Source organism: Gordonia sp. NPDC058843 (assembly GCF_042743165.1).
In the GTDB taxonomy this organism is placed as follows: domain Bacteria; phylum Actinomycetota; class Actinomycetes; order Mycobacteriales; family Mycobacteriaceae; genus Gordonia.
Genome location: NZ_JBHYNC010000003.1, coordinates 174,228 through 196,220, shown reverse-complemented (window position 1 = coordinate 196,220; position 21,993 = coordinate 174,228). Strand labels below are relative to the sequence as shown.

Annotated in this window: 17 protein-coding genes; 10 read left to right on the top strand and 7 right to left on the bottom strand. The window is 68.9% G+C overall.

Annotated features, from left to right (window positions below; genetic code table 11):
- Nucleotides 1–67: 67 nt before the first annotated feature.
- Nucleotides 68–1,501, bottom strand: coding sequence for an NAD(P)/FAD-dependent oxidoreductase (locus ACFW3F_RS03805; RefSeq protein WP_388054454.1), 1,434 nt, complete (start codon nucleotides 1,499–1,501; stop codon nucleotides 68–70).
- On the bottom strand, nucleotides 1,498–2,199 hold the full coding sequence (locus ACFW3F_RS03800; RefSeq protein WP_388054452.1) for a transporter: 702 nt from the start codon (nucleotides 2,197–2,199) through the stop codon (nucleotides 1,498–1,500). The genes ACFW3F_RS03805 and ACFW3F_RS03800 overlap by 4 nt, the downstream gene beginning before the upstream one ends.
- A gap of 284 nt (nucleotides 2,200–2,483) precedes the next feature.
- Here ACFW3F_RS03800 and ACFW3F_RS03795 point away from each other — a divergent pair, with 284 nt between their 5' ends.
- The 10 genes from ACFW3F_RS03795 to ACFW3F_RS03750 are packed head-to-tail and all read left to right on the top strand — an operon-like array spanning nucleotide 2,484 to nucleotide 15,518.
- A complete protein-coding gene (locus ACFW3F_RS03795) occupies nucleotides 2,484–3,992 on the top strand; it encodes a flavin-containing monooxygenase (RefSeq protein ID WP_388054450.1) in 1,509 nt (502 codons plus the stop codon).
- On the top strand, nucleotides 3,985–4,884 hold the full coding sequence (locus ACFW3F_RS03790; RefSeq protein WP_388054448.1) for an alpha/beta fold hydrolase: 900 nt from the start codon (nucleotides 3,985–3,987) through the stop codon (nucleotides 4,882–4,884). The genes ACFW3F_RS03795 and ACFW3F_RS03790 overlap by 8 nt, the downstream gene beginning before the upstream one ends.
- Entirely contained in the window at nucleotides 4,881–6,281 is a 1,401-nt protein-coding gene (locus tag ACFW3F_RS03785) for a flavin monoamine oxidase family protein (protein WP_388054446.1), read from the top strand. The genes ACFW3F_RS03790 and ACFW3F_RS03785 overlap by 4 nt, the downstream gene beginning before the upstream one ends.
- Nucleotides 6,278–7,705: an APC family permease gene (locus ACFW3F_RS03780; RefSeq protein ID WP_388054444.1), complete on the top strand. Its 1,428-nt coding sequence runs from the start codon at nucleotides 6,278–6,280 to the stop codon at nucleotides 7,703–7,705. The genes ACFW3F_RS03785 and ACFW3F_RS03780 overlap by 4 nt, the downstream gene beginning before the upstream one ends.
- Before the next feature lie 49 nt (nucleotides 7,706–7,754).
- Nucleotides 7,755–8,402 carry a hypothetical protein gene (locus ACFW3F_RS03775; protein WP_388054442.1) on the top strand — a complete coding sequence of 216 codons (648 nt, stop codon included), beginning with the start codon at nucleotides 7,755–7,757 and terminating at the stop codon, nucleotides 8,400–8,402.
- The gene (locus ACFW3F_RS03770; protein ID WP_388054440.1) at nucleotides 8,395–9,759 is read left to right on the top strand and encodes a glutamine synthetase family protein; all 1,365 of its coding nucleotides are present in this window, start codon (nucleotides 8,395–8,397) and stop codon (nucleotides 9,757–9,759) included. The genes ACFW3F_RS03775 and ACFW3F_RS03770 overlap by 8 nt, the downstream gene beginning before the upstream one ends.
- Complete coding sequence (locus ACFW3F_RS03765; protein ID WP_388054438.1) at nucleotides 9,756–10,517, top strand: gamma-glutamyl-gamma-aminobutyrate hydrolase family protein; 762 nt, start codon at nucleotides 9,756–9,758, stop codon at nucleotides 10,515–10,517. The genes ACFW3F_RS03770 and ACFW3F_RS03765 overlap by 4 nt, the downstream gene beginning before the upstream one ends.
- The gene (locus ACFW3F_RS03760) at nucleotides 10,514–12,940 is read left to right on the top strand and encodes an AMP-binding protein (protein ID WP_388054436.1); all 2,427 of its coding nucleotides are present in this window, start codon (nucleotides 10,514–10,516) and stop codon (nucleotides 12,938–12,940) included. Before ACFW3F_RS03765 ends, ACFW3F_RS03760 begins: the two co-directional genes overlap by 4 nt.
- On the top strand, nucleotides 12,937–14,055 hold the full coding sequence (locus ACFW3F_RS03755; protein WP_388054434.1) for a Zn-dependent alcohol dehydrogenase: 1,119 nt from the start codon (nucleotides 12,937–12,939) through the stop codon (nucleotides 14,053–14,055). The genes ACFW3F_RS03760 and ACFW3F_RS03755 overlap by 4 nt, the downstream gene beginning before the upstream one ends.
- Nucleotides 14,052–15,518, top strand: coding sequence for an aldehyde dehydrogenase family protein (locus ACFW3F_RS03750; protein WP_388054433.1), 1,467 nt, complete (start codon nucleotides 14,052–14,054; stop codon nucleotides 15,516–15,518). Before ACFW3F_RS03755 ends, ACFW3F_RS03750 begins: the two co-directional genes overlap by 4 nt.
- 273 nt (nucleotides 15,519–15,791) lie before the next feature.
- On the opposite strand, the gene ACFW3F_RS03745 is transcribed toward ACFW3F_RS03750, so the two are convergent.
- The 5 genes from ACFW3F_RS03745 to ACFW3F_RS03725 form a co-directional block, all read right to left on the bottom strand.
- On the bottom strand, nucleotides 15,792–17,012 hold the full coding sequence (locus ACFW3F_RS03745; protein ID WP_388054431.1) for a PucR family transcriptional regulator: 1,221 nt from the start codon (nucleotides 17,010–17,012) through the stop codon (nucleotides 15,792–15,794).
- Nucleotides 17,013–17,145: 133 nt separating this feature from the next.
- Nucleotides 17,146–18,561 (bottom strand): cytochrome P450, encoded by a 1,416-nt coding sequence (locus ACFW3F_RS03740; RefSeq protein WP_388054430.1) that lies wholly within the window; start codon nucleotides 18,559–18,561, stop codon nucleotides 17,146–17,148.
- 100 nt (nucleotides 18,562–18,661) lie between these two features.
- Nucleotides 18,662–19,936: a glycosyltransferase 87 family protein gene (locus ACFW3F_RS03735; protein WP_388054428.1), complete on the bottom strand. Its 1,275-nt coding sequence runs from the start codon at nucleotides 19,934–19,936 to the stop codon at nucleotides 18,662–18,664.
- 50 nt (nucleotides 19,937–19,986) lie between these two features.
- Nucleotides 19,987–20,433, bottom strand: a complete 447-nt coding sequence (locus ACFW3F_RS03730; protein WP_388054426.1) for a globin domain-containing protein — start codon at nucleotides 20,431–20,433, stop codon at nucleotides 19,987–19,989.
- Between the two features lie 120 nt (nucleotides 20,434–20,553).
- A complete protein-coding gene (locus ACFW3F_RS03725) occupies nucleotides 20,554–21,825 on the bottom strand; it encodes a reverse transcriptase family protein (protein WP_388054424.1) in 1,272 nt (423 codons plus the stop codon).
- Nucleotides 21,826–21,993 lie beyond the last annotated feature (168 nt).

The window sequence follows — 21,993 nt, the reverse complement described above, 5'->3', positions numbered from 1 at the left end:
AGTAGACCGCCTCACCCCACCCGACCTACTCAGCTTCGCTGAGCCCAGAGCGCTGAAACAAGGGCAACTACTCGACGGAAAACCCTGGGGATCTACGTGACCGTCGACACGGTACGTCCAGCGCCCGGGAGGATTTCGTGTCGGCCGATGTCGCGTGCGCGTAGCGCCGCCGCGCGATCCGCTTGCTCCCGTTCAGCGCGTCGTTGAACCGGTCGAGGGCCCAGGCCGCTCGGACGCCGAGGCGCCCCATGATCAGGCCGACCGCGCGGCCGAACCGCGGCTGGTCGGTCCACACGGTGCGCAGGTCCTCCGGCATCGTTCCCGTCGCGATCCGATCGGCGATGAGAGCACCGATGTACGGCGCTTGCGCCAGGCCGTGGCCGTTGCACGCGAGTGTGTAGTAGACGTTGCCTCCGGTCGTTCCCGCCACGGGTAACCAGCTCGAAGTGATGCCGATCCAGCCGCCCCATGCCCGGGCGACGGCGACGTCTGCGAGCGTCGGGAACCGCCCCGCGAAGGCCTCCGCCAGTTCGGCGACGACGGACGGATCCGGGGTGCGTTCCGGGAGAGGGTATTCGACGGCGCGCTCGATCCGGCGCACCCCGAACACGATGGTGTTGCGCGCGGTGAGGCGGTAGTTCTCCATGATGTTGTGCTGCGTGACAAGCCCGGATCGGCTCGTCCAGCCGAGCGCGGCAAGCCGCTCCGGGTCGATCGGCTCGGTCTCGACCTCGGTCACCCACATCGGCGAGGACAGCCTCTTCGGGGTGATGTCCCACTCGCCCGCGTGGGCGTTCGTCGCGAGGACGACGTTGCCCGCCCGGACGATTCCACCGGGGGTCTCGACGACCACGTCGCCTCCATCCCGGACGACGTCGGTCACCTTGGACTGCTCGAAGACCCGGGCCGACGAGTCGAGCACCGCCGCGCGCAGCCCGCGGAGGAACTTCCCCGGGTTCATGATGCCGCCGTGGACCTCCCGCATGCCGCCGACGAATCCGTGCGGGATTCCCAATTCGCGGGCGTCCCCCTCCTCGACCTCGGCGCCGGCCCTGCGGAGGATCTTCGCGATCCGCCGAGTTCGCCCGAGCTGGCCGCGGGATACGGCGGCGAAGACGTTACCGGTGGCTTCGTAGTCGCAGTCGATCCCCTGTGTCGCGATGACGTTCTCGACGTGGGCCGCCGCGTTCTCGGTGAGGCGGATGATCGCCGGCATCCGCGTGCGGTACAGCAGATCCAGGAGCTGGATGTCGCCGCCGGGCGCGCTGGCGAGCTGGCCGGCGTTGCGCGATCCGGCGCCGTTCCCGCAGAACTGCGCCTCGATCAGGATCGTGTCGACGCCGTGCTCCGCGAGGCGCAGCGCAGTCGCCATGCCCGCGAGCCCGCCTCCGATCACAGCGACGGAGCAGGTCAGGTTCTCAGTGAGCGGAGGGCGTACGTCAGTGGGTGGATCGATCCAGCCCGTGAATTCGGTGTAGACCGTGTTCGTCGTGGCGCTCATGCGTTCTCGGCCCCCTGGACGACGGCCGCGCCGGCGCTACGCGCACCGTCCAATCGCTTGTTGTGCGCGTCGAAGGCGATGTACGAGCGGTAGATCACGAGCATGGCGAGCCCCCAGGTGAACAGCGCGAGGATGTAGAAGAGCGTGTGGGCGTCGTCGTCACCTGGGATGTGCCAGAAGTCGTAGATCGACGCGACCACGACGTTGAGCGCCGTCGCGATCCACACCCAGACCGCGTGGGCGTGCTCGCCCAGCGCCCACAGACGCTGCCCGTAGTAGACGAGGTAGGCACTGACGCCGAGCGCCATCACGAGGAAGAACACCTTGCCGGGGGTGCCGATCTCGGTGGCGAACTCGGAGAGGAAGTAGCCGAGCACTGCGGCGAGGGCGAAGGCGCCCACCTCGATGGCCTTCGTCGGCTTGTATCGGTGCGTCACCTGGAGCAGGCCGAGCACAAGGATCACGGTGAAACCGATCGACCGGGAGAAGGCGTCGAGGAAGTACGCAAAGTGGTACATCGGCGAATCGGTGCCGGCCTTCGTCACGCCGTAGATCAGGAAGTTCGTGCCCGAGGTCGCCATGATCATCCACTCAAGGCCGATCAGCCAGTTCGAGTGATTCCTGATGAACTTCACGCCGCAGATGAATCCGATGGCGATCATCCAGATGTCCGCTGCGGCGAAGAGCAAGTCGCGCATGGTTCCTCCGTGAGATGTGATCCGTGTCTCGTGACGCTTCTCACGTTGTCGCGGCGAGCCCTCCGCGCGCTACAGCGAGGTGCAACATCCTGGGCCGACCTGCGCAACACCTTGCACCAGATGATGCGATCACCGGTGGCCGGAGCTGACCACCGTGTGCACACTGCACTGCTCCTCGGGAGAAATGGAAGCAGTGTGTTGTGGCTCATACGACGGCTGAACCGGCACCGTCATAGGCAACATCACGTGACCAACGGCACACCGTCATCACCGAAAGGCCCACGATGAAGACACTCTCGCAGACCGAGGAATTCGACATCGCCATCATCGGTGCCGGCATCTCCGGCATCGGCGCCGCGAAGTACATCACCGAGGCGTTCCCCGGCAAGCGGGTGGTGATCCTCGAGGGGCGCGCGAAGATCGGCGGCACGTGGGACCTGTTCAAGTACCCCGGCATCCGCTCGGACAACGGCCTGCACACCTTCGGCTACGAATTCAAGCCGTGGACCGACCCCGACGCCATCGCGGAAGCCCCGAAGATCGTCAACTACCTGCAGGAGACGCTCGACGAGTTCGATCTCAACCGGCTCGTCCGGTTCGAGCACAGCGTGCAGCATGCCTCGTGGTCGAGCGAGAACGCCCGCTGGACCCTCGACGTCCACACGCCGGACGGCGGCCGGCGGGTCACGACGAACTGGATCTTCGCCGGCACCGGCTACTACCGCTACGACGAGGGATACACCCCGCACTTCGAGGGCCGCGAGGACTTCCAGGGCGACATCATCCACCCCCAGCACTGGCCCGAGGACTACGACTACGCCGGCAAGAAGGTCGTGGTCGTCGGCAGCGGTGCCACTGCGGTCACGCTGATCCCGTCGATGCTGAACCACGCGGGCGCCGCCGCTCACGTCACCATGCTGCAGCGCACGCCGACCTACGTCGTGCCGTGGCCCAAGGTCGACAGCTTCGCCCAGCTGCTCAGCCGAGTGTTCGGCGAGAAGCGCGGCTACGCGATGACCCGGTTCACCAACATCTGGACCGACCTCGGCCAGGTCAAGTTCATGCGCGCGTTCCCGAAGCTCACGCGCAAGATCATCCGGCGTGTCAACGCCAAGTCCCTGCCGGATGGCTACGACGTGGACACCCACTTCAACCCGCCGTACAACCCGTGGGACCAGCGCCTGTGCCTGTGCCCCGACGGCGACTTCTTCGAGGCGCTCAGCACCGGCGCCGCCTCCATCACCACCGACAAGATCGACCGGTTCACGGCGTCCGGGATCGCGCTCGAATCGGGCGAACACCTCGACGCCGACGTCATCGTCACCGCGACCGGCCTGAACATGCGCATGCTCGGCGGCATCGACCTCGAGGTCGACGGCACCCCGATCCACCTTCCGGACACGGTCGCGTACCGCGGCGCACTGCTCTCGGGCATCCCCAACCTGGCCATCTCGATCGGTTACACCACGTCCGCATGGACGCTCAAGGTCGGGATCCTCGCCCGCTACTTCTGCGACTTGGTCAAGCACATGGACGTTTTCGGGTACGACAGCGTCCGTGTCGAGGCCGACCCCGGCATGGAGCGCCGGCCGATCGTGGACCTGAGCTCCGGCTACGCCCAACGCGCTCGCGACGTCATCCCCAAGCAGGGCACGGGCCTGTTCCAGATGTCCATGTCGTACCAGCAGGACGCCAAGATCCTCCGCGGCCCGCTGCTCGACGACGCCCTGGTGTTCGGCTCCACGACGGACGACGCCGCACCGTCGACAGCGAAGGAGGCCGTCCGTGCCTGAGCACACCGAGGACAGGTTCGCCCCGCTCCCGGGTGGCACCCGTATCTGCTACCGGATGGACGGCCACTACGGCGCATCGCCCGTGCTGATGGTCGCCGGACTCGCCGAGGACCTGACGACCTGGTCGGACCGATTCGTGTCGGCGTTGACCGCCACGGGATTCCTGGTGATCCGCATGGACAACCGGGACTGCGGGCGGTCGACGTACGCGACGACACCGCCACCGAACACGCTGCAGCAGCTGCTCGGCAAGGCCCGCCGCGACGCCTACAAGCTGGCGGACATGGCCGACGACGCGACCCAATTGATCGAGCATCTCGGGCTCGGACCCACCCACGTCGTGGGGCGGTCGATGGGCGGCATGATCGCGCAGACCGTCGCCGCGCGATATCCCGAACTGACCGCGTCGCTGACGTCGCTGTACTCCACCACCGGGAACGCGAAGGTGGGGCAGCCCGCGGCGTCGACCATGGCGCTCATCGCGAGCCCGCCCCCGCGGGACCGGGTGGGCGCTGTCCGGGCACACCTGCGGATGACGGCCCATCTCGCCGGCACGGCGTACCCGATCGACGAGGTGGAGGAGGCGGCGCATGCCGTCACCACCTGGAACCGCACCGCGGGCGACGGTGTCGCCGGCACCGCCCGGCAGATCCAGGCGATCGCGGCGTCGGGCGACCGCACCGCTGAGCTGGCACGGATCAGCGCGCCCACCCTGGTGATCAACGGCGACCGCGATCTCATCGTCGCACCGTCGGGCGGCGATGCGACCGCCGCCGCGATCCCCCACGCCCGCCACATCGTGATCCCAGGGATGGGGCATCACCTTCCCGACGCGCTCGCCCTGCGCATCGCAGACCACGTCGCCTCCCACATCGAGAAGGTGGCGGCATGACCGAGCAGCGCACTGTGGACGTCGTGGTGATCGGCGCCGGGATCTCCGGGTTGACGGCGGCGCGGCGGCTCACCCGGGCTGGACGTTCCGTGGCCGTGATCGAGGCCGGCGACCGCGTCGGCGGCCGCACGATGAACCTGCAGGTGAACGGCGACGTGATCACCGAGGGCGGCGGCCAGTGGGTCGGCCCCGGCCAGGACCGCGTCCTCGCACTGATCGACGAGTTGGGCCTCACAACGTTCAAGACGTTCATCGACGGCAAGTCGATCTACCACCGGCGCGGCAGGTCCAGGCGCTACGACGGAACGATCCCGCCGATGAGCCCCTTGGCCCTCGCCGACTTCGCCCAGCTGCAGCTCCGGCTCGAGCGGATGGCGAAATCGGTTCCCCTCGAGGCCCCGTGGACGGCGCGCCGGGCGCAGGAATGGGACGCGACGACGTTCGGCCGGTGGCTGGATGCGCACTCGTTCACCGCGGAGGCCAAGGAGATGTTCACGATGGCCTTCACCGTGACCAACGCGGAGGACCTGCACAGCACCTCGCTGCTGGTCCAGCTCGCGCGGATCAAGGGTGGTGGCGGTGTTGATCACGCCGTCAACATCACCGACGGTGCGCAGGAGTGGCGGGTGGTGGGCGGCACGGCGGCGATCGCCGACCGCATGGCGGCCGACCTCGGGCCGGCAGTGGTGCTCGACTCCCCGGTGTCCGACGTCCACCAGGACGCCGACGCCGTGCTCGTCCGATCCGCCCGCGCCGATGTCCGGGCCGACCGCGTCATCGTCGCGATGTCGCCGGCGGACGCGACCCGTATCCGGTTCACGCCCGACCTCCCGACCCGGCGCAGCATGCTGCAGCGACGGTGGAGCACTGGCTCCGAGAACAAGCTGTTCGCGGTTTACGACCGCCCGTTCTGGCGCGAGCAGGGGCTGAACGGTCAGGCTGTCACCGACCTCCCGGTGGCGAACTACGTCGTCGACAACTCTCCGCCCGACGCGAGCGTCGGCATCTTGCTGACCTTCCACGGCACCGCCGGCGCGGGCTTCGGCCAGCACTGGTCCGACGCGATCCTCGACGATCCCGCGGCGCGCCACGACGCCTTCCTCGCCGATCTGACCACCCTGTTCGGGCCTGAGGCCGCGAATCCGGCGGCGTACCTGGAGAAGGACTGGACGCACGAGCAGTGGATCAGCGGCTGCGTCGGTTCCCGCGCGCCCGGTTCGCTGACCCAGTACACCGACGCCGACCGCCGGCCGGTGGGCCGGATTCATTGGGCCGGCACGGAGACGGCGATCCTGAATCAGGGCTACATCGACGGTGCCGTCAGCGCCGCGGAGCGCGCCGCCTCGGAGGTTCTCACCGCCGCGGGCGCCCGGGTCGGCGGGGGCGTGCTCTCATGAAGCGGCAGAGCGAAGTCCAGGCACCGGAGACCGGCACCGGCCTCAACCGAACCCTCGGCGTCCCGCAGATCGTCTTCATGGTGGTGGCGTTCGCCGCACCGCTCACGGTTTTCGCCGGGCTGATCCCTCTCATGCTCGGTGCCGGGAACGGCATCGGCACCCCCGTTGATTTCGTGATCGTCGGGATCGTGCTGGTGCTGTTCACCGTCGGCTACTCCGCGATGACGCCCGAGGTCCGCAACGCCGGCGCCTTCTACTCGTACGTGCAGCGAGGCCTGGGCACCATCGTCGGCCTCGGTGCGGCGGCGCTCGCCCTGGTCACCTACGCCGTCCTGATCGTCTCCGTGACGGGTTACCTCGGTGCCGCCGCCCGCAACGTGATGACCACATTCACCGGCGTGTCGGTGCCGTGGTGGATCCTCTCCGCGGCCGGGCTCGGGGCGATCGGCTACCTCGGGTACCGGAACGTCGAGGTGAGCGCCCGCGTACTCGGTGTGCTGCTGGTCGCGGAGATCGGGATCGTCGCGCTGGTCGACCTCGCGATCGTGCTGCGCGGCGGCGCCGACGGTCTCTCGGCCGAGCCGCTGTCCTGGGGCGCATTCTCCAGCGGGGCCACCGGAACCGGAATCATGTTCGCGGTCTTCGGATTCGTCGGCTTCGGGGCGACCGCAGTGTTCCGGTCCGAGGCGAAGGACCCCGACCGCACCGTCCCGCGCGCCACCTACATCGCGGTGATCCTCATCGCCGTGATCTACGCCTTCTCCTCCTGGGCGATGATCAGCGGACTCGGTGTCTCCCGCGCCGCCGAGCTCGCCGCGCAGGACCCCGAGGGGCTCGCGCCCGGGCTCGCGACGCGCTACGTCTCGCAGGTCGCGCACGACGGTGTGCAGGTGCTCCTGGTGACCAGCTTCTTCGCATGCATCCTGACCGCGCACAACGTGGTCTCGCGGTACCTGTTCGCCCTCGGCACGCAGGACGCCCTGCCCCGGCGCCTCGGCGAGGTGCACGCCGCACACCGGTCGCCGCACGTCGCATCGCTGCTCACTTCTGCGGTCATCGGCGTGCTGGTGGCGGTGACGGCGATCGGCGGGTTGGATCCCGTCACCGAGGTCTACGCCTGGTTCGGCGGCGCCGGAACGCTCGGTTTGATCGCCCTCCTGGTGCTCACCTCCGCCGCGATCGTCGTGCACTTCCTTCGGGTCCGTACGGCCGGCGTGTGGCGTGGCACCGTCGCGCCCGTCCTCGCGCTCCTAGCGCTCGGCACGATCCTGGTCCTCGTCGTCGGCAACTTCGACCTGCTCATCGGCTCGCACGGCCTGGCCGACATGTTCCTCGCTGTCCTGGCCACGGCCTTCCTCTCCGGCCTCGTGTGGGCCGTCGCGCTGCACAGGAACCGGCCGGACGTGTACGCGACGCTCGAATGACTCCGGCCGCGCACAGCGGGCCACCACCTTCCCGAAAGTAGGACATGCCATGGAAATCACCACCCTCCCCGCAGCCGGAGTTGCGAGCGCGATCCGGATCGAGATCGACGATGACGCGACGCCGATCGTCCGCCTCCTCGGCCGGATCCTGCGGGATGCGAGCCGGACCGGCCACGCGGCCGACGTGCTCGGGCGCGGTTCTGGATCTGTCGCGATCCGCTCTCACTCGACCCCGCAGGCCGCCACTGTCACCTTCGCCGACGGCATGATCGCTGTGACCGGAGGCGTTTTCGCCCCGGTCGACGCCACCGTGGTCGTCGATCTCGACAGCCGGTGCGCGCGGGTCTATAGCGAGGGCGACGCGGACCTTGCCGACGCGGTGCTCGGCGCCCTGCAGGTTCCCCTGCCCGATTGGCAGGAGGCGGGTGCCCGCTTCTGGGAACAGACCCGCACCATCCCCGGCATGCCCGACGGGTTGGCCGTGGTCGCCCGCGGAATCGAGGGCTCGCAGGAGGCGAGATTCGGCGGCGGGGACGTCGCCTACCGCATCGTCGGCAGCGTAGACGCATTGGCCGGATTCTTCACCGGCACCGATTTCCTGTTCACCGCCCTGGAGCGCGGCCTGCGGGTCCAGGGCTCTCTCGCGCAGCTGTCGGTCATGACCGCTGCCTCCTGGAAGGCCCGTTACGATGTCTGATCCCAGCCGACCCGGAGCCGGTGCACCCGGCCCGGCCAAGGCGTACCGCGTGGAAGCAACGAACCACGACGGCAGCTTCATGGGGAAGAACGTCACCCCCGCGAAGTTCGTCGCCGGCAGGGAATCCGGCTTCGCGTTCGCCGACGTGCTGTTCGCCATCGACATGGGCACCGACATCGTGTTCGGCGACGCCTATCCCGAGTGGCGCGGCAACCTCTACGACATCTCCCTCCTCCCGGACATGAACACGCTCGTCGAGTGGAAGCCCGGCGTGCAGTCCGTGATCGGCGACTTCTGGATGAAGGACGGAAACCCCGTGCCGATCTGTCCCCGGAACATGGTGCGCCGCCTCATCGACCGCCTCGGATCGCTGGGCTACACGGCGACCGTCGCCGTGGAGATCGAGACCACCCTGTTCGAGGAGTCGATCCAGGAGGCCAGAGCCCGCGGCTATCGCGACCTCACCGCCCTCGGCGGCGAGACGGGTGCCACCTACAACCTGGCCCGGTCCGCGGACTGGATCGAGTACATGGAGGCGGTCACGGACCGGCTCGACGAGCTCGGCATCGTCTGGGAGGCGTGGACCGACGAGGCCGCGCCGGGCCAGACCGAGCTGAACATCGCTCCCTCCGAGCCGCTCACCCTCGCCGATTCCTGGGTGCGCACGAAGCAGGTCATGCGCGAAATCGCCTGCGAGCACGGCCGGTCGGTGACGTTCATGGCCAAGCCGACGGCGGGCTTCGGGCAGGGAGCGCACCTGAACGTCTCGTTGCAGCGGGACGGCGTCAACCAGTTCTACGCGCCCGACGGGCCGTCGGAAACGATGTTGCAGGCTGTCGGCGGCCTGATGGCGACCATGGCCGGGAACACGCTGCTGGCGCTGCCGCAGATCACCTCGTACCGCCGTCTCGTCGACGTATCGGGGCCGCCCACCACGATCAGCTGGGGCGTGAACAACAAGACCGCGGCGCTGCGGGCGATCACCGGCCATCCGAAGTACTCCCGTCTCGAATACCGCGTTCCCGGCTCAGACGTCAACCCCTACTATGCGCTCGCGGGCCTGCTCGCCGGGATCGTCGCGGGGATCGAGAAGGGGATGGCGCCCCCGCCGCAGGTCGACGACATGGCGTGGTGCCTGCCCGACGACTGCGGCGTCGCGCGGATCCCCGACTCGATGACCAAGGCGATCGACGCGCTCGACGGCGATCCCATCCTCCGCGAATACCTGGGCGACGAGTTCGTCGACTTCTGGACCGCCTCGCGCCGGTGGGAGTGGATGCAGTTCCACACCACCGGGGGTGATCCGTACGCCGAGCTCTCCGAGTGGGAGTCCCGACGCTACTTCGAGTTCGCATGAACCGCCCGCCACTCATCGGGATCACCGGTCGCCGTTTCGAACTGAGCCTGATCGCCGGCTCCGACACGCGCTACGGCAAGGCGTGCATGGACTCGTTCATGTCCGCGTTCGCGACCCGCATCGCCCGGGCTGGCGGTCTGCCGGTGCACCTGCCCTACGACGCCGCCCCGGACGACTGCTGCGAATGGCTGTCCGGCGTGGTCATCACCGGAGGGCAGGACGTCCACCCCGCGCGCTGGGGCGGGGACACCGCGCTCGTACGCGACGTCGACCCGAGGACCGACACGAACGCGCACGATCCGGAACGCGACGACTACGAGTTCTCGCTCACCCGCGCGGCCGTCGACCGCGGGATCCCGGTGCTGGGGGTATGCCGCGGCCTGCAGGTGCTCAATACCGCGCTCGGGGGGACGCTGATCGCCGACCTTCCGGCGGGGCCGATCCCGCACCTGTCGCCGCAGTCCGCGCCCACCGACGGCGACGCCGTTCACGTGGTGCGGTTCGAGCCCGGGTCGACGGCCGCGCGGGTCTTCGGCCCGAGCATGACGACGAACTCGTGGCACCACCAGGCCGTCGACCGGTGCGGCGACGGCCTGATCGTGACGGGCCGGACGTCCGACGGTGTCGTCGAGGCCGTGGAGATGTCCGGCGCGCCGATCCTCGGCGTGCAGTGGCACCCCGAATGGATGGACAGCGATGACCCGGCGATGGCCTGGATCGTCGACGAATCGAAGAACCGACAGGAGGCCTGGCAGTGACCACCACATCTCATCCCGAAGAGACCGCGCGACGCCCCGCCGTCGCCGTGGACGAGCTCGGTGACGCCCCGCGGATCGGCACGGTGATGGGCCTTCTGGCCGACGGTGCCGCCCGCACGCCGGGTGCGGAGCTGCTGCGGTTCGGCGACGAGTCGTGGACGTACGAGCAGGCCGATGCGGCGTCGTCGCGGCTCGCGCACCTGCTGATCACGGATCACGGCATCGCGCCGGGCGACCGGGTCGCGATCATGCTGCCCAACGTCGCGGGCTGGCCGCTCGCCTGGTTCGGCGTGCTCAAGGCCGGCGCGGTCGCCGTGCCCGTCAACTCCGCCTACCGCGCGGCCGACCTACGGTTCGTGCTCGAGGACTCGGGCACCCATGTGATCGTGACCGATGCGGACCATGTGCCGCTGGTACGCGAGGTGATCGCGAGCGATGACGCGCTGGCCGGCGTCGCCGTCGTCGACATCGCGGAGACCAGCGGCACGGAGCACTCGTCCACCGCCCCGGACGTGGACATCCGCGCGGACACCCTTGCGAACCTGCAGTACACGTCGGGGACCACCGGTTTCCCGAAGGCGTGCATGCTCACGCACGATTACTGGACCCGAATCGCGTGGACCTGCGCTGGAGCGGCCGGCCTCGGTCCCGACGACGTGCTGCTGACGGCCCAGCCCTTCTCGTACATGGACCCGCAGTGGAACACCGTGCTGGCGTTGACGACCGGCGCTCCGCTGGTGGTACTGCCGAAGTTCTCGGCGTCCGGCTTCATGCGCGACGTGCGCCGCCACGGCGCGACCTTCTGCTACGTGCTCGGCTCGATGCCCACGCTGCTGTTCAAGCAGCCGCCCGGTCCCGACGATCGCGCGAATCGCCTACGTGGCGTCTTCTGCTCCGCCATCCCCACGGCGCTGCACGGCGCCCTGGAGGAGCGCTGGGGCGCACCCTGGCGCGAGGTCTACGGGATGACGGAGAGCGGGATCGACCTGTTCAGCCCGTTCGACGACGTCGCCGCCGTCGGCAGCGGAACCCTCGGGCATCCCGTGCCCACCAAGCAGGTCCGGATCGTCGACGCCGACGGTGCCGAGGTCCCGGCCGGGACACCGGGCGAGCTGACCGTGGCCGGAACGCCGATGATGCTCGGCTACTGGAACCGTCCCGAGGAGACCGAGAGGATCCTGCGCGGCGGTCGCCTGCACACCGGTGACGTCGCCGTCAAGGACGAGCACGGAGGGATACGCCTCGTCGGCCGTCTCAAAGACATGGTGCGGCGCGGCGGGGAGAACGTCGCCGCCGCGGAGGTGGAAGCCGCGCTCGAGCGCGACGTCGCCGTCGTCGCGACCGCCGTCGTCGCCGAACCCGACGACGTGCTCGGAGAGGAGGTCAAGGCCTTCGTGCAGCTCGCGGCGGGTGTCGCCGCCGACCGTTCGACGGTCGAGGCGATCGTCGCCCGCGTCGCCGAAGGCCTTGCCCGCTTCAAGGTTCCGCGCTACGTCGAATTCGTCGCGGACTTCCCGCGCACCCCGTCCGAGCGGGTGTCCAAACCCGCACTCAAGGCCCGCGCCGAGCAGGCCCCCGGCACCGTCCACGACCTGCGCGCGCCGGCACCGTCGACCAAGGAGAACAAGGTGAACGACACCGACCAGGCGGCCGAGCACGTGCTCGTCGAGGTGACCCGGGAGGTCGCCGTCATCACGCTGCGTCGGCCCGAGAAGCTCAACGCTCTCACCGCACCGATGCGCAGGTGCCTGTCCGCGCTGATCCGCGAGTACGGCACCGGCGACAAGGCCAGGGGCATCGTGCTCACCGGGACCGGACGCGCGTTCAGTGCCGGCGAGGACCTCGCCGTCGCGCCCACATCCTTCGAGGAGATGCGGGAGAGCTTCGAGAGCTTCCACGACGTGACCCGCGCCGTGATCGAGACCAGGGTGCCCGTCATCGCTGCGATCAACGGCATCGCCGTGGGCGGCGCGTCGGAGATCACGCTGTGCTGCGACGCCCGACTGGGCACGCCACAGACGGAGTACTACCAGCCCGAGAACGGACGCGGCCTGACCATCTCCAACGCGTCCAGCATCCTGCTGCCCCGCATCGTCCGCGGTCACGCGATGCGCATGGTCTTGGCCTCCGAGCGCGTCGGGGCCGACGAGGCGCTGGAGATCGGCCTGCTCGACGAGATCGTCGAGCCGGAGGCGCTGCTGAATCGCGCCATCGACACCGTGCACGCGTGGACCCCCGAGGGCGTCAACAACACCGCTCTGCACCTGGAGCTGCTGCGGCCGTCGATCGAGGAGATCGAGCGCGCCTTCGAGCGTGAGGACGCGGCCGCCGACGAGTCCTGGAACAGCGGCGCGCTCACCGCCGGCGTCCAGAGCTTCTGGGACGCACGCACACCCGCCACCGCGAACGGAGCAAGCCGATGATGACCACCCGCGCCGCTGTGCTCACCGAGGTGGGCCGGCCCCTGCACCTGACCGACATCCACGTCGACGATCCCGAGCCCCACGAGGTGCGGGTCGCCGTCACCCACGTGGGGCTGTGCCACAGCGACCTGCACTACATGACCGGCACCGTCGAATCCGAGATGCCGGTCGTCGTCGGGCACGAAGTGGCGGGTGTCGTCGAGTCGGTCGGCTCCGCCGTCACCGACCTCGAGCCCGGCGCCCGCGTGACCGGCGCGCTGACCCCGTCGTGCGGGCAGTGCGCGAACTGCAACGCAGGTCGCTCCACCCAGTGCCAGCGGCAGGCGGAGATCCGGCGCCGCCCTCGGCCCGCGTACTCGCTGCCCGACGGGACGCCCGTCGCCCGCCTCGGCGACGTCGGCGCGTTCTCCGAGCACATCCTGCTCCGCGCGAACGCCGCGGTGAAGCTGCCCGACGACGTACCGACCCGCGTGGGTTGCCTGCTCTCCTGCTGCATCGTGACCGGCGTCGGCGCTGTGTTCCGCGGGGCGCAGGTGCGCCCGGGTTCCACCGTCGCGGTGATCGGCTGCGGCGGAGTCGGTTCGGCCATCATCCAGGGCGCGCGGCTGGCCGGCGCGTCCGCCATCGTGGGAATCGACCTCGACGACGCCCGGCTGAAGGCCGCGCACCAGTACGGCGCCACGCACACGGTGAACGGTGCGGGCGACGTGCGAGCCGAGATCGCCGAACTGCTCGGCGACGGCGTGGACTACGCCTTCGAGGCCGTCGGCTCGGCGCGCACCGCCGCGACGGCACTCGCGATTGCGCGTGCCACCGGCACCGCGTGCCTGGTCGGCATCGCGCCCGACGGCACCGACGTACCCGTCGCCGCCGCCGACTTCTTCTTCAGCGAGAAGCGCCTGATCGGCTCGTACATGGGCTCCGGCCAGGCACGCGAGGACATCGGGCAGTTCGCCCGCCTCTACCAGCAAGGCCGGCTGCTGCTCGACGAGATGGTCACGGACGTCATCGGATTCGAGGCGATCAACGAGGGCTTCGAGGCCATGAAATCGGGCGACGTCACGCGGATCGTCGTCGCCATGTCCACCCGCTCCGAGACCGAGGTGACCTTATGACCACCAAGACCACAACCACCCTTGCCCAGCCCCGCAGCTACATCGCCGGGGAGTGGATAGAGTGCGAGACGCTCGACACCTGGAACGTCGACCCGAACACCGGCGCCCCCGTCCACCGCACGGTGACCACCACCCAGGCCGATCTGGACCGCGCGCTGGACCTCGCGCAGCGCGTCTACGACGCGACGGACTTTACCGCCGACGACTTCCGGATCGAACGCGCCGAGGCCCTGGAGCGGGCCGCGGCGAACGTCGAGCAGCGGCTCGAGGAGATCGCGCGGGTTGACGCGCTCACAAGCGGCACGGCGATCGGCGCCACCCGCAAGATCGCGGCGTTCCTTCCGCACCGCCTACGCGGCGCGGCCGCCGAGGCGCGGAACATCGCCCGCGTCACTGAGCTCTCCGCGGGCGGCCGCGACGTACGGCTGCACCGGATCCCGTGGGGCCCCGCGGCGATCCTCACCCCGTGGAACGGCCCCAGTTTCATCCCGGCGGCCAAGGTCGCGAGCGCTGTCGCCGCCGGCTGCCCTGTCCTCCTCAAGCCGTCCGAGCACGCGCCCGCCAGCGCGCAGGTGATTGCCGAGTGCCTCGTCGATGCCGGCCTGCCCGACGGTGCCCTCCAACTGGTCCACGGCGCCGGCGACATCGGTGCCGCACTGACGGGTGACCATCGGATCCAGGTCGTGTCCTTCACGGGCGGCCCGGGCGCAGGGCGGGCGATCGCCCGCGCCGCAGCGGAGGACTTCAAGGTCCTGCAGCTGGAGCTGGGCGGAAACAACCCGGTGATCGTGCTCGACGACGCCGACCTCGACGCGACCGCCGACGGGATCCTCACGGGCATGACGAACCTCAACGGACAATGGTGCGAGGGCCCGGGCAAGGTACTCGCGCCAGAGCACCTGGTGCAGCCGCTCCGTGTGGCGCTGGCAGAGCGCATCGCGAAACTGCGGATCGGGCACTCGCTGGACGAGGCCACCGACATCGGCCCGATCTCCAACGAGCCGCACTACCGCATGCTGCAGCAGCGAATCGACGGCCTGCGCGCGCTCGGAGCCGAGGTCGATCAGCCGGGCCAGCTGCCCGCCCTGGCAGGGTTCTTCCTGTCACCCACGGTCGCCACCGGTTCCGACCCCGACCGCACGACGGCGGAGCTGTTCGGGCCGGTCGTCTCGCTGCACGGCGTGGATTCCGAGGAGGAGGCGCTGCGAGCGGCCAACGCGCACCCGTCGGGCCTCGACGCGTACGTCTTCGGCACCGACACCGACCGCGCGATCGCGGTCGGCGCCCGGATCAGGTCCGGCGAGGTCCGCGTCAACGGCGCGAAGGTCGCCGACCTCGGCGACGACTCCGCGCAGAGCTTCTGGGGGCCGTCCGGAATCGGCGGACACGGTCCGGCCGAGTCGATCCGGGTGTTCTGCGGCGACCGGGTGGTCGGCGTCGACTCGCCCGACCTGCCGATGTAGACCGGCCACCATGACGCCGACCGACCACGAGGGAGACACACCCGTGGAGAACAGACCGCTCATGACGTCACGGTCCTCGGCTGCTTGCCGCACCCGTACGTCCGCCGGCCGATGCCGGCTACAGGGTCGCCGTGTGGAACCGGACCCACGCCAAGGCCGCGGCGATCCTCTACTCCGGATCCGAATCCGCCTGATCTGCACACGGCCAGGCGACGGTCGTCGCCGTGGGATGAGCCGGGAGCACGACGGCTCCGGTCGGGGACGCCGCGGGCGTCAGTCGCGCAGTTGCACCAGCATGAGCGCGGCGACGACGCTCGCGGCGCTCTCGGCGAGCGGCACTGGCAAAAGCTGGTCGGCGCGCGCCAGCCTCCGCTCGACGGTGTTCCTGTGGGTGAACAGACGCTCGGCGGCGGCGGAGCCGTTGAACCGCTCCTGGACGTAGGTGAGCACCGTCTCGCGCAGCGCGGGATCGGCGGTGGCCAGGTCGCCCAGGGTGTCGGCGACGAACTGATCGGCCTGGGCCATGTCGGCGGTGAGCACCGAGACCAGCGCGACGTCCTCGTAGCGCACGACGGTCCGGTTCGAGCCCAGTCGGGCCAGCATGCGCTGCGCCGACGCCGCGTCGAGGTGGCTGCGGCGGAAACCGTCGAGGTCCTGGCCCGGCCGCCCGAAGGCGAGGTGGATTCCCGGGGTGTCCGCGACGATCTGTTCGGCGACCTCGGCCGGTGGGACCACGTGCGCCGGGACCCACACCCACAGGGCGGTGGTGCTCGCGTTGAGCGTGAGCCGGCGCCCGCCGCCGCACATTCGCATCACCGCCTCCGCGGCGGTGTCGAGGCCAGCCGCCTCGTCCGCCGAATCGCTCCAGATGATCGCGGCCACGTGGTGCCCCGTCAGTGCGTACCCGAGACGTGATTCCGCCCGCGCGCGACCGATCGGCGCGCCTTCGAGCAACAGCTGGACCGTGGCGTGCCGTTCGGCGTTCGCCCCCTTGGCGAGATCGGCGCGCTCCCGCTCCACGAACTCGTCGAGCGCGGCGATCGAATCGTCGATGAACGTCGCCATCGAGCGCTCGGACACCTTTATCAGCTCCCGGAGTTCGTCGAGGTCTGTAGTGACGGCGAAGCAGCCGTCGACCCACATCGACCACGCGCCGTGCTGAGCGCCGCGCCAGGAACCAAGGTCGTGCAGATCCAGCCCCCGGCGCACTACATCCCGCGCGAACTGCAGGATCTCCGGATCCATGCTCGGCGCAACCCGCATGCCCGGAGCCTGGATGTTCGCGGACAACCAGTGCAGCATGTTGGTCCTGTTCATCCGGCGATCCGCGTCGACGAGCTGCGGATCGTCGAGCACGGCGCGGTAATCCGCCGACTCGTGTGCCGCCGCCGTCACCTCTTCCGCAGCGGCGTCGGCCGCGGCGAGCATGTGCTCCGCCACCATCCGGATGAGCGCCGAGATGCGCACGCTCGGACCCGGCCACGATGTTCTCACTGTCGAACTGTAGCGCTGCGCCGGTCCGGTCGTTCCGCTCCGACACGCAACGTCCACAGTGACCGATGCGCGTGTAGAGCTGAAAACAGAAGCGCGACTCCCGTTGTCGGAAAGGGCGCTCCTGTTCAGCGGCTCAGATCTTGCGGTGCCGCAGGTTGATCGGGAGGCCGTCGGCGGGGGTCGGGCCGGTGCCGTAGGTCAGTTCCGGGCGGTAGCCGGCCGGGACGTCCCACTCGAAGCGCAGCAGCATCTGGTGCAGGATCGACTTCACTTCCATCCCACCGAAATACAGTCCGATGCACTTGTGGGCGCCGCCACCGAAGGGAGCCCACGCGAACCGGTGGACCTTGTCTTCGCGGCGTTCGGCGGAGAAGCGTTCGGGATCGAAGTGGGTCGGGTTGGGCCACCACTCTTTGCGGAGCATCGTCGCCCAGGGGTGGATCCCCAGCAGCGTGCCCTTCGGGATGTAATGCCCGCAGACCTCGGTGTCCTCGATCGCCATCCGGAAGAGCATGCCGACCGGGGCGTTGAGCCGCAGCGTCTCCTTGAACGCGAGCTCCATGCTGGGGAGCTTGTCGACGTCGTCGTAGTCGATCGTCGGCTTGTCGAGGGCCAAGGACTCCTCGCGCAGGCGCTGCTGCCATTCGGGATGGCGGCCGAGGAAATAGGTCATCATCGACAGCGCGATGGTGCTGGTGTCGTGTGCAGCCATCATCACGAAAATCATGTGGTTGACGATGTCCTCGTCGGAGAACGTCTCGCCCTCGTCGCTCTCGGCGTTGCAGAGCACGCTGAACAGGTCGTCGGCGTCGTTGCCTCGTCGCAGCGGGATCTCGGAGCGGAAGTACTCCTGCAGTACCTCGCGGCCGCGTAGGCCTTTCGCCCACGTCCAGTTGCCGACGTCCTTGCGAACGATCGCCTGGCCACCACGGACGGCCGCCTCGAAGGCGTGCTCGAGGCGGTGGGCCTCGGACTCGCTGACGTGCGCGCCCATGAAGACCTCGGTCGCGAGCGACAGCGTGAGGTCCTTGGTGCGGGAGTACATCTTGAAGCCGTTGCCCACCTCCCAGTTGGCGAGGGTCTTCTCGATGTGCGGGGTCATGATGTCGAGGTAGCCCGTGAGCCGCGGACGGCTGAACGCCTGCTGCATGATGCGGCGGTGCTGCATGTGCTCGTCGAAGTCCATCAGCATGACGCCCCGGCGGAAGAACGGGCCGATCATCGGCTCCCAGCCGAGTTCGCTGGAGAACGCCTTCTTGCGGTTCATCCAGACCGCTTCGATCGCATCCGGACCGACGAGCGTGACCATGTTCATGCCCAACGCGCCCGACCACGAGACCTGGCCGTAGCGCTCGAACCGCTCCATCGCCGACTTCAACGGGTCGACCAGCGCTTCGAGCGTGTTGCCGAGATACGGGATGCCCGGGTCCCCCATCACCGGCTTGAGGTCCGACCCGGCGGGTGGCTCGGCCAGCGGACGTTCGGAGCTCGGATACATGCTGCTCGCCTTCGCCAGCACCTGCTGCATCTGCCTCTTGCGACTCGCCATTTGTCTGCCACTCCCCACTGATCCGATGTGCGTTACATCACTATGCACCATTGGAACGGATTCTAGCGGTTGTTTCAAGAGGGTTGCGCGGACAGGGTGTTCACGCAGGTTGTGTGAGCGTGTCCGATGCGCGCCGCGAGGCAAGCACCCGGGGCGCCGAGACCCCCAGTGCGATGAGGACCGCGAGGCCCCAGAGCAGGTACGACGACCCGACGACGTGCTGCCACCAGGTCCAGGACAGTTCGGCGTCGTAGCGCTGCGGTATCCGCTGATGCGGTGCGATGAGGAAGATGAGCAGCCCCGAACCGAGGAGCCACCACCAGAGCGCCGACGCCGTGGTCCTCGTCGCCAGGTACGTCAACAGGAGGAGCAGCGGGACCGCCCAGACCCAGCTGTGGTCCCAGGCGACAGGCGAGCAGTACAGCGCGGCGAAGGCGACCGCGATGAGGGCCGCGACATCCTGTGGAGTCGCTGTCCGGGTTTCGGCCGGCGCCGTGGCCAGCAGACGCCACGCGACCCACGCGATGAGCAATCCGACAACCAGTGAGACGAGGAACCAGGCGAGTTCGGACTCCACCTCCAGGCGCCCCAGTTCGCCCTTGATCGACTGATTGTTCGCGAAGTGCGGGCTACCGATGCGGTCGGTGTCGAAGAGTGTCGAGGTCCAGTAGGTGGTCGAGTCGTTCGGGGTCAGCAGGTGGCCCAGCGCGGCGTAGCCGACTGCCGACGTCGCAGCGACGCCCAATGCGCGCCAGTCCCGGCGGACGAAGAAGTACAGCAGGAACACCGCCGGAGTGAGCTTGATCGAGATGGCCAGGCCGACGAGGAGACCGTTCCACCACCTGCCCCGGCCCAGCAGGGCGTCGACGACGACGAGCGTCATCAGCACGATGTTGATCTGACCGAAGTTGAGGGTGTCCCGGACCGGTTCGAGCCAGAGGCCGACCGTCGTGGCTGCTGTGGCGAGCCACCACAGATCTCGCGCCGGCCGGTCGAGGAGACACGACAGGACGATTCGGCACACCACGAGCAGACAGCCGATGGAGATCGCGGTGAACAGGGCCTGACCCAGGCCCAGCGGGACGATGGTGAACACGGAGAACAGTGCGGCGGCCAGCGGCGGATACGTGAAGGGCAGATTCGACCCCTCGGCGAGCGGCGGCAGGAGCCCGTACAGGTCACCACCGTCGAGCAGGACCTGTCCGCCCATGCGGTACACGTCGAAGTCGATGCGATAAGGCGCGGGCGGCTGAGTCGGCAGGACGACGATCGCGACCGCCGCACTGATGAGGAAGGCGACCAGCGTCCCCCATCGGGTCAAGGGCGATCCCAGGTAGCGGTCCAGCGCACGGCGGGTGTTCTCAGCTGCAGTCACGAGCCCTCACTTCCGAGCGGGATCGTATCGCGGGGAGCCCTCGGTGCTACTCAGGCCGCCCCGGCGCCGCGTCGACGTCCACGTGCCGGAGTGGTCGACTCCTCGGGGTAGCCGTCGAGCATGATCGTCGCGACTGCGCCGAGCGCACGGTCCCACGCCTGCGTCATGGCCGGAGTCCAGGCGTCACCGCCGATCTCGCTCATCGCGGCGATCATGCATTCCGCGACGGCGCAGTACATCGGCCTGGTGACGCCTAGTCGTGCGTGCCGCCGTCCCAGTGCGTGCAGGGTGGTCGTCAGCCATTCGGCGTCGTCGACATGGTCCACCACCGACACGATCGCGCTTCGTAGCGTCTCCGCCTGGACGCGGGTGCCGCGGCCGAACATCGCGCGGACGGTGGGATAGCGGTCGAACAGGATCTCGTAGAAGCGGACCGTGAGACCCGCGTTCGGGAGGTCGACAAGACCGAAGCTGTGGTGGAGCAGTTGCTTGTCCATGTAGGGACCTTGGTGCGCGGGCATTGCGGCTGGAGTCGTGTCGGGGAAGGCCGAGGTAAACGTGATCTCACACCGAACCGCAGCCGGTGAGAGGTTCGGGATGGTTCGGGCCGCATGTGCTCAGGAGTCCCAGTCGACCGTGGCGGCCAGGTCCAGAAGACGGCGTCGGCGTGCTTCCCCGGTGGCCCCCATCCATGCGATGAGTCCGTAGACGTGTGCGCGGAAGTCCGGATGGTCGTGCCGATTCTGCGACGACGCCCCGTGGACGCGTGCGTTGTGGAGCAGCGCTCGCAGGTTGTCGTACTCGGATCTGGCGACCTGGGGACGGTCGTTGACGACGAGCCCGGCGAGGCGCTGGCGCTGATGGCTGCGCATGATCCGGACCTTGTCCGGGTGGACGGTGAAGCGCTCGTCCTCGACGATGCGGAGCACGGTCCACAGTGCGCGGTCGGCGTCCATGGCGTCGCCCGAGATCGCCAGGTCGTCGCCGTATCGGGTGTACCGCAGACCGTTGCGACGGGCATAGCCGTCGAGTCGTCTGTCCAGCGATCGCATCACCAGATTCGCGAGGTGGGGCGACGTCGGCGCCCCCTGTGGGAGATGACGTTCGCGAAGCAGCGCGGCGTGCGTACGATCGACGCCGCGGAGCTCGTCGACAGGCGTTGTCGTGGTGCACAACTCGGCGAGCAGGCGTGCGATGTGCGGTTGATAACCGGCATCCCGGAACACCGCACGCACGCGTTGGACGGTGATGGTCTCGAAGCAGTGTCGGAGGTCGACGCGCACCACGACTGGCCGGTCGGTGTGCGGCCAGGCGAAAGCAGCCGGCGACGATCCGGGTACGAAACCGCGTGCCGCGGAATGCGCCGGAATACGTTCGATCAGGCGTCTCAGCAGTCGCCGTTGGGTCTCGCGCATCCGCGGCTTCGGAGCTTCGATGACACGGACACCGTCCCGCTTCTCGCGCCGCCAGATGCGGTAGTGCCGCAACGGAGGTCGTCCGGTCCGCAACCACTGACCGCGGTCGGCGAACCACTCGAGCTCTGGGACGGTGAAGTCGAGCCAATGCGCGAACTGTTCCACGTCGTAGAGATCGGGCAGGGCTTCAGGCAGGGTCACGGTCGGCTCCGGCTCGTGGAGAAGGATGGGCCGGCGGGCTTCGGACGCAGGGTGGGTCCACGGGACGAGGGCTTCGACGACCACCCGTGCGGGGTGTCGGGGTTCGTGAGTCGAGAGTTCGAAGATGCGGTCGGCCACATCGGTGGTGACCTCAGCGGGCAGAACACTACGCAGCGCGTCGACGATCTCCGGCCACGTCCACGCCGAATACGTACGCGAGAACGCCGCAGCGACTTCGGCGGTCTCGTGGGCAGACAGGAATGGCTCGGTCACGGCGTCGTCGTGGGGTGTCGTGCGCTGGGGTGTCGTGCGCTGTGGCGTCGCGGGCTGTGGTGGCGTTGGCCAGGGCGGTGATGAACGACGGGTGTGGTAACCAGAACTGTGGTGCAGCGGCGCCGCGTGGCACGTGAAGCGTGCGCGCCGGCGTCGGACGCAGGAACC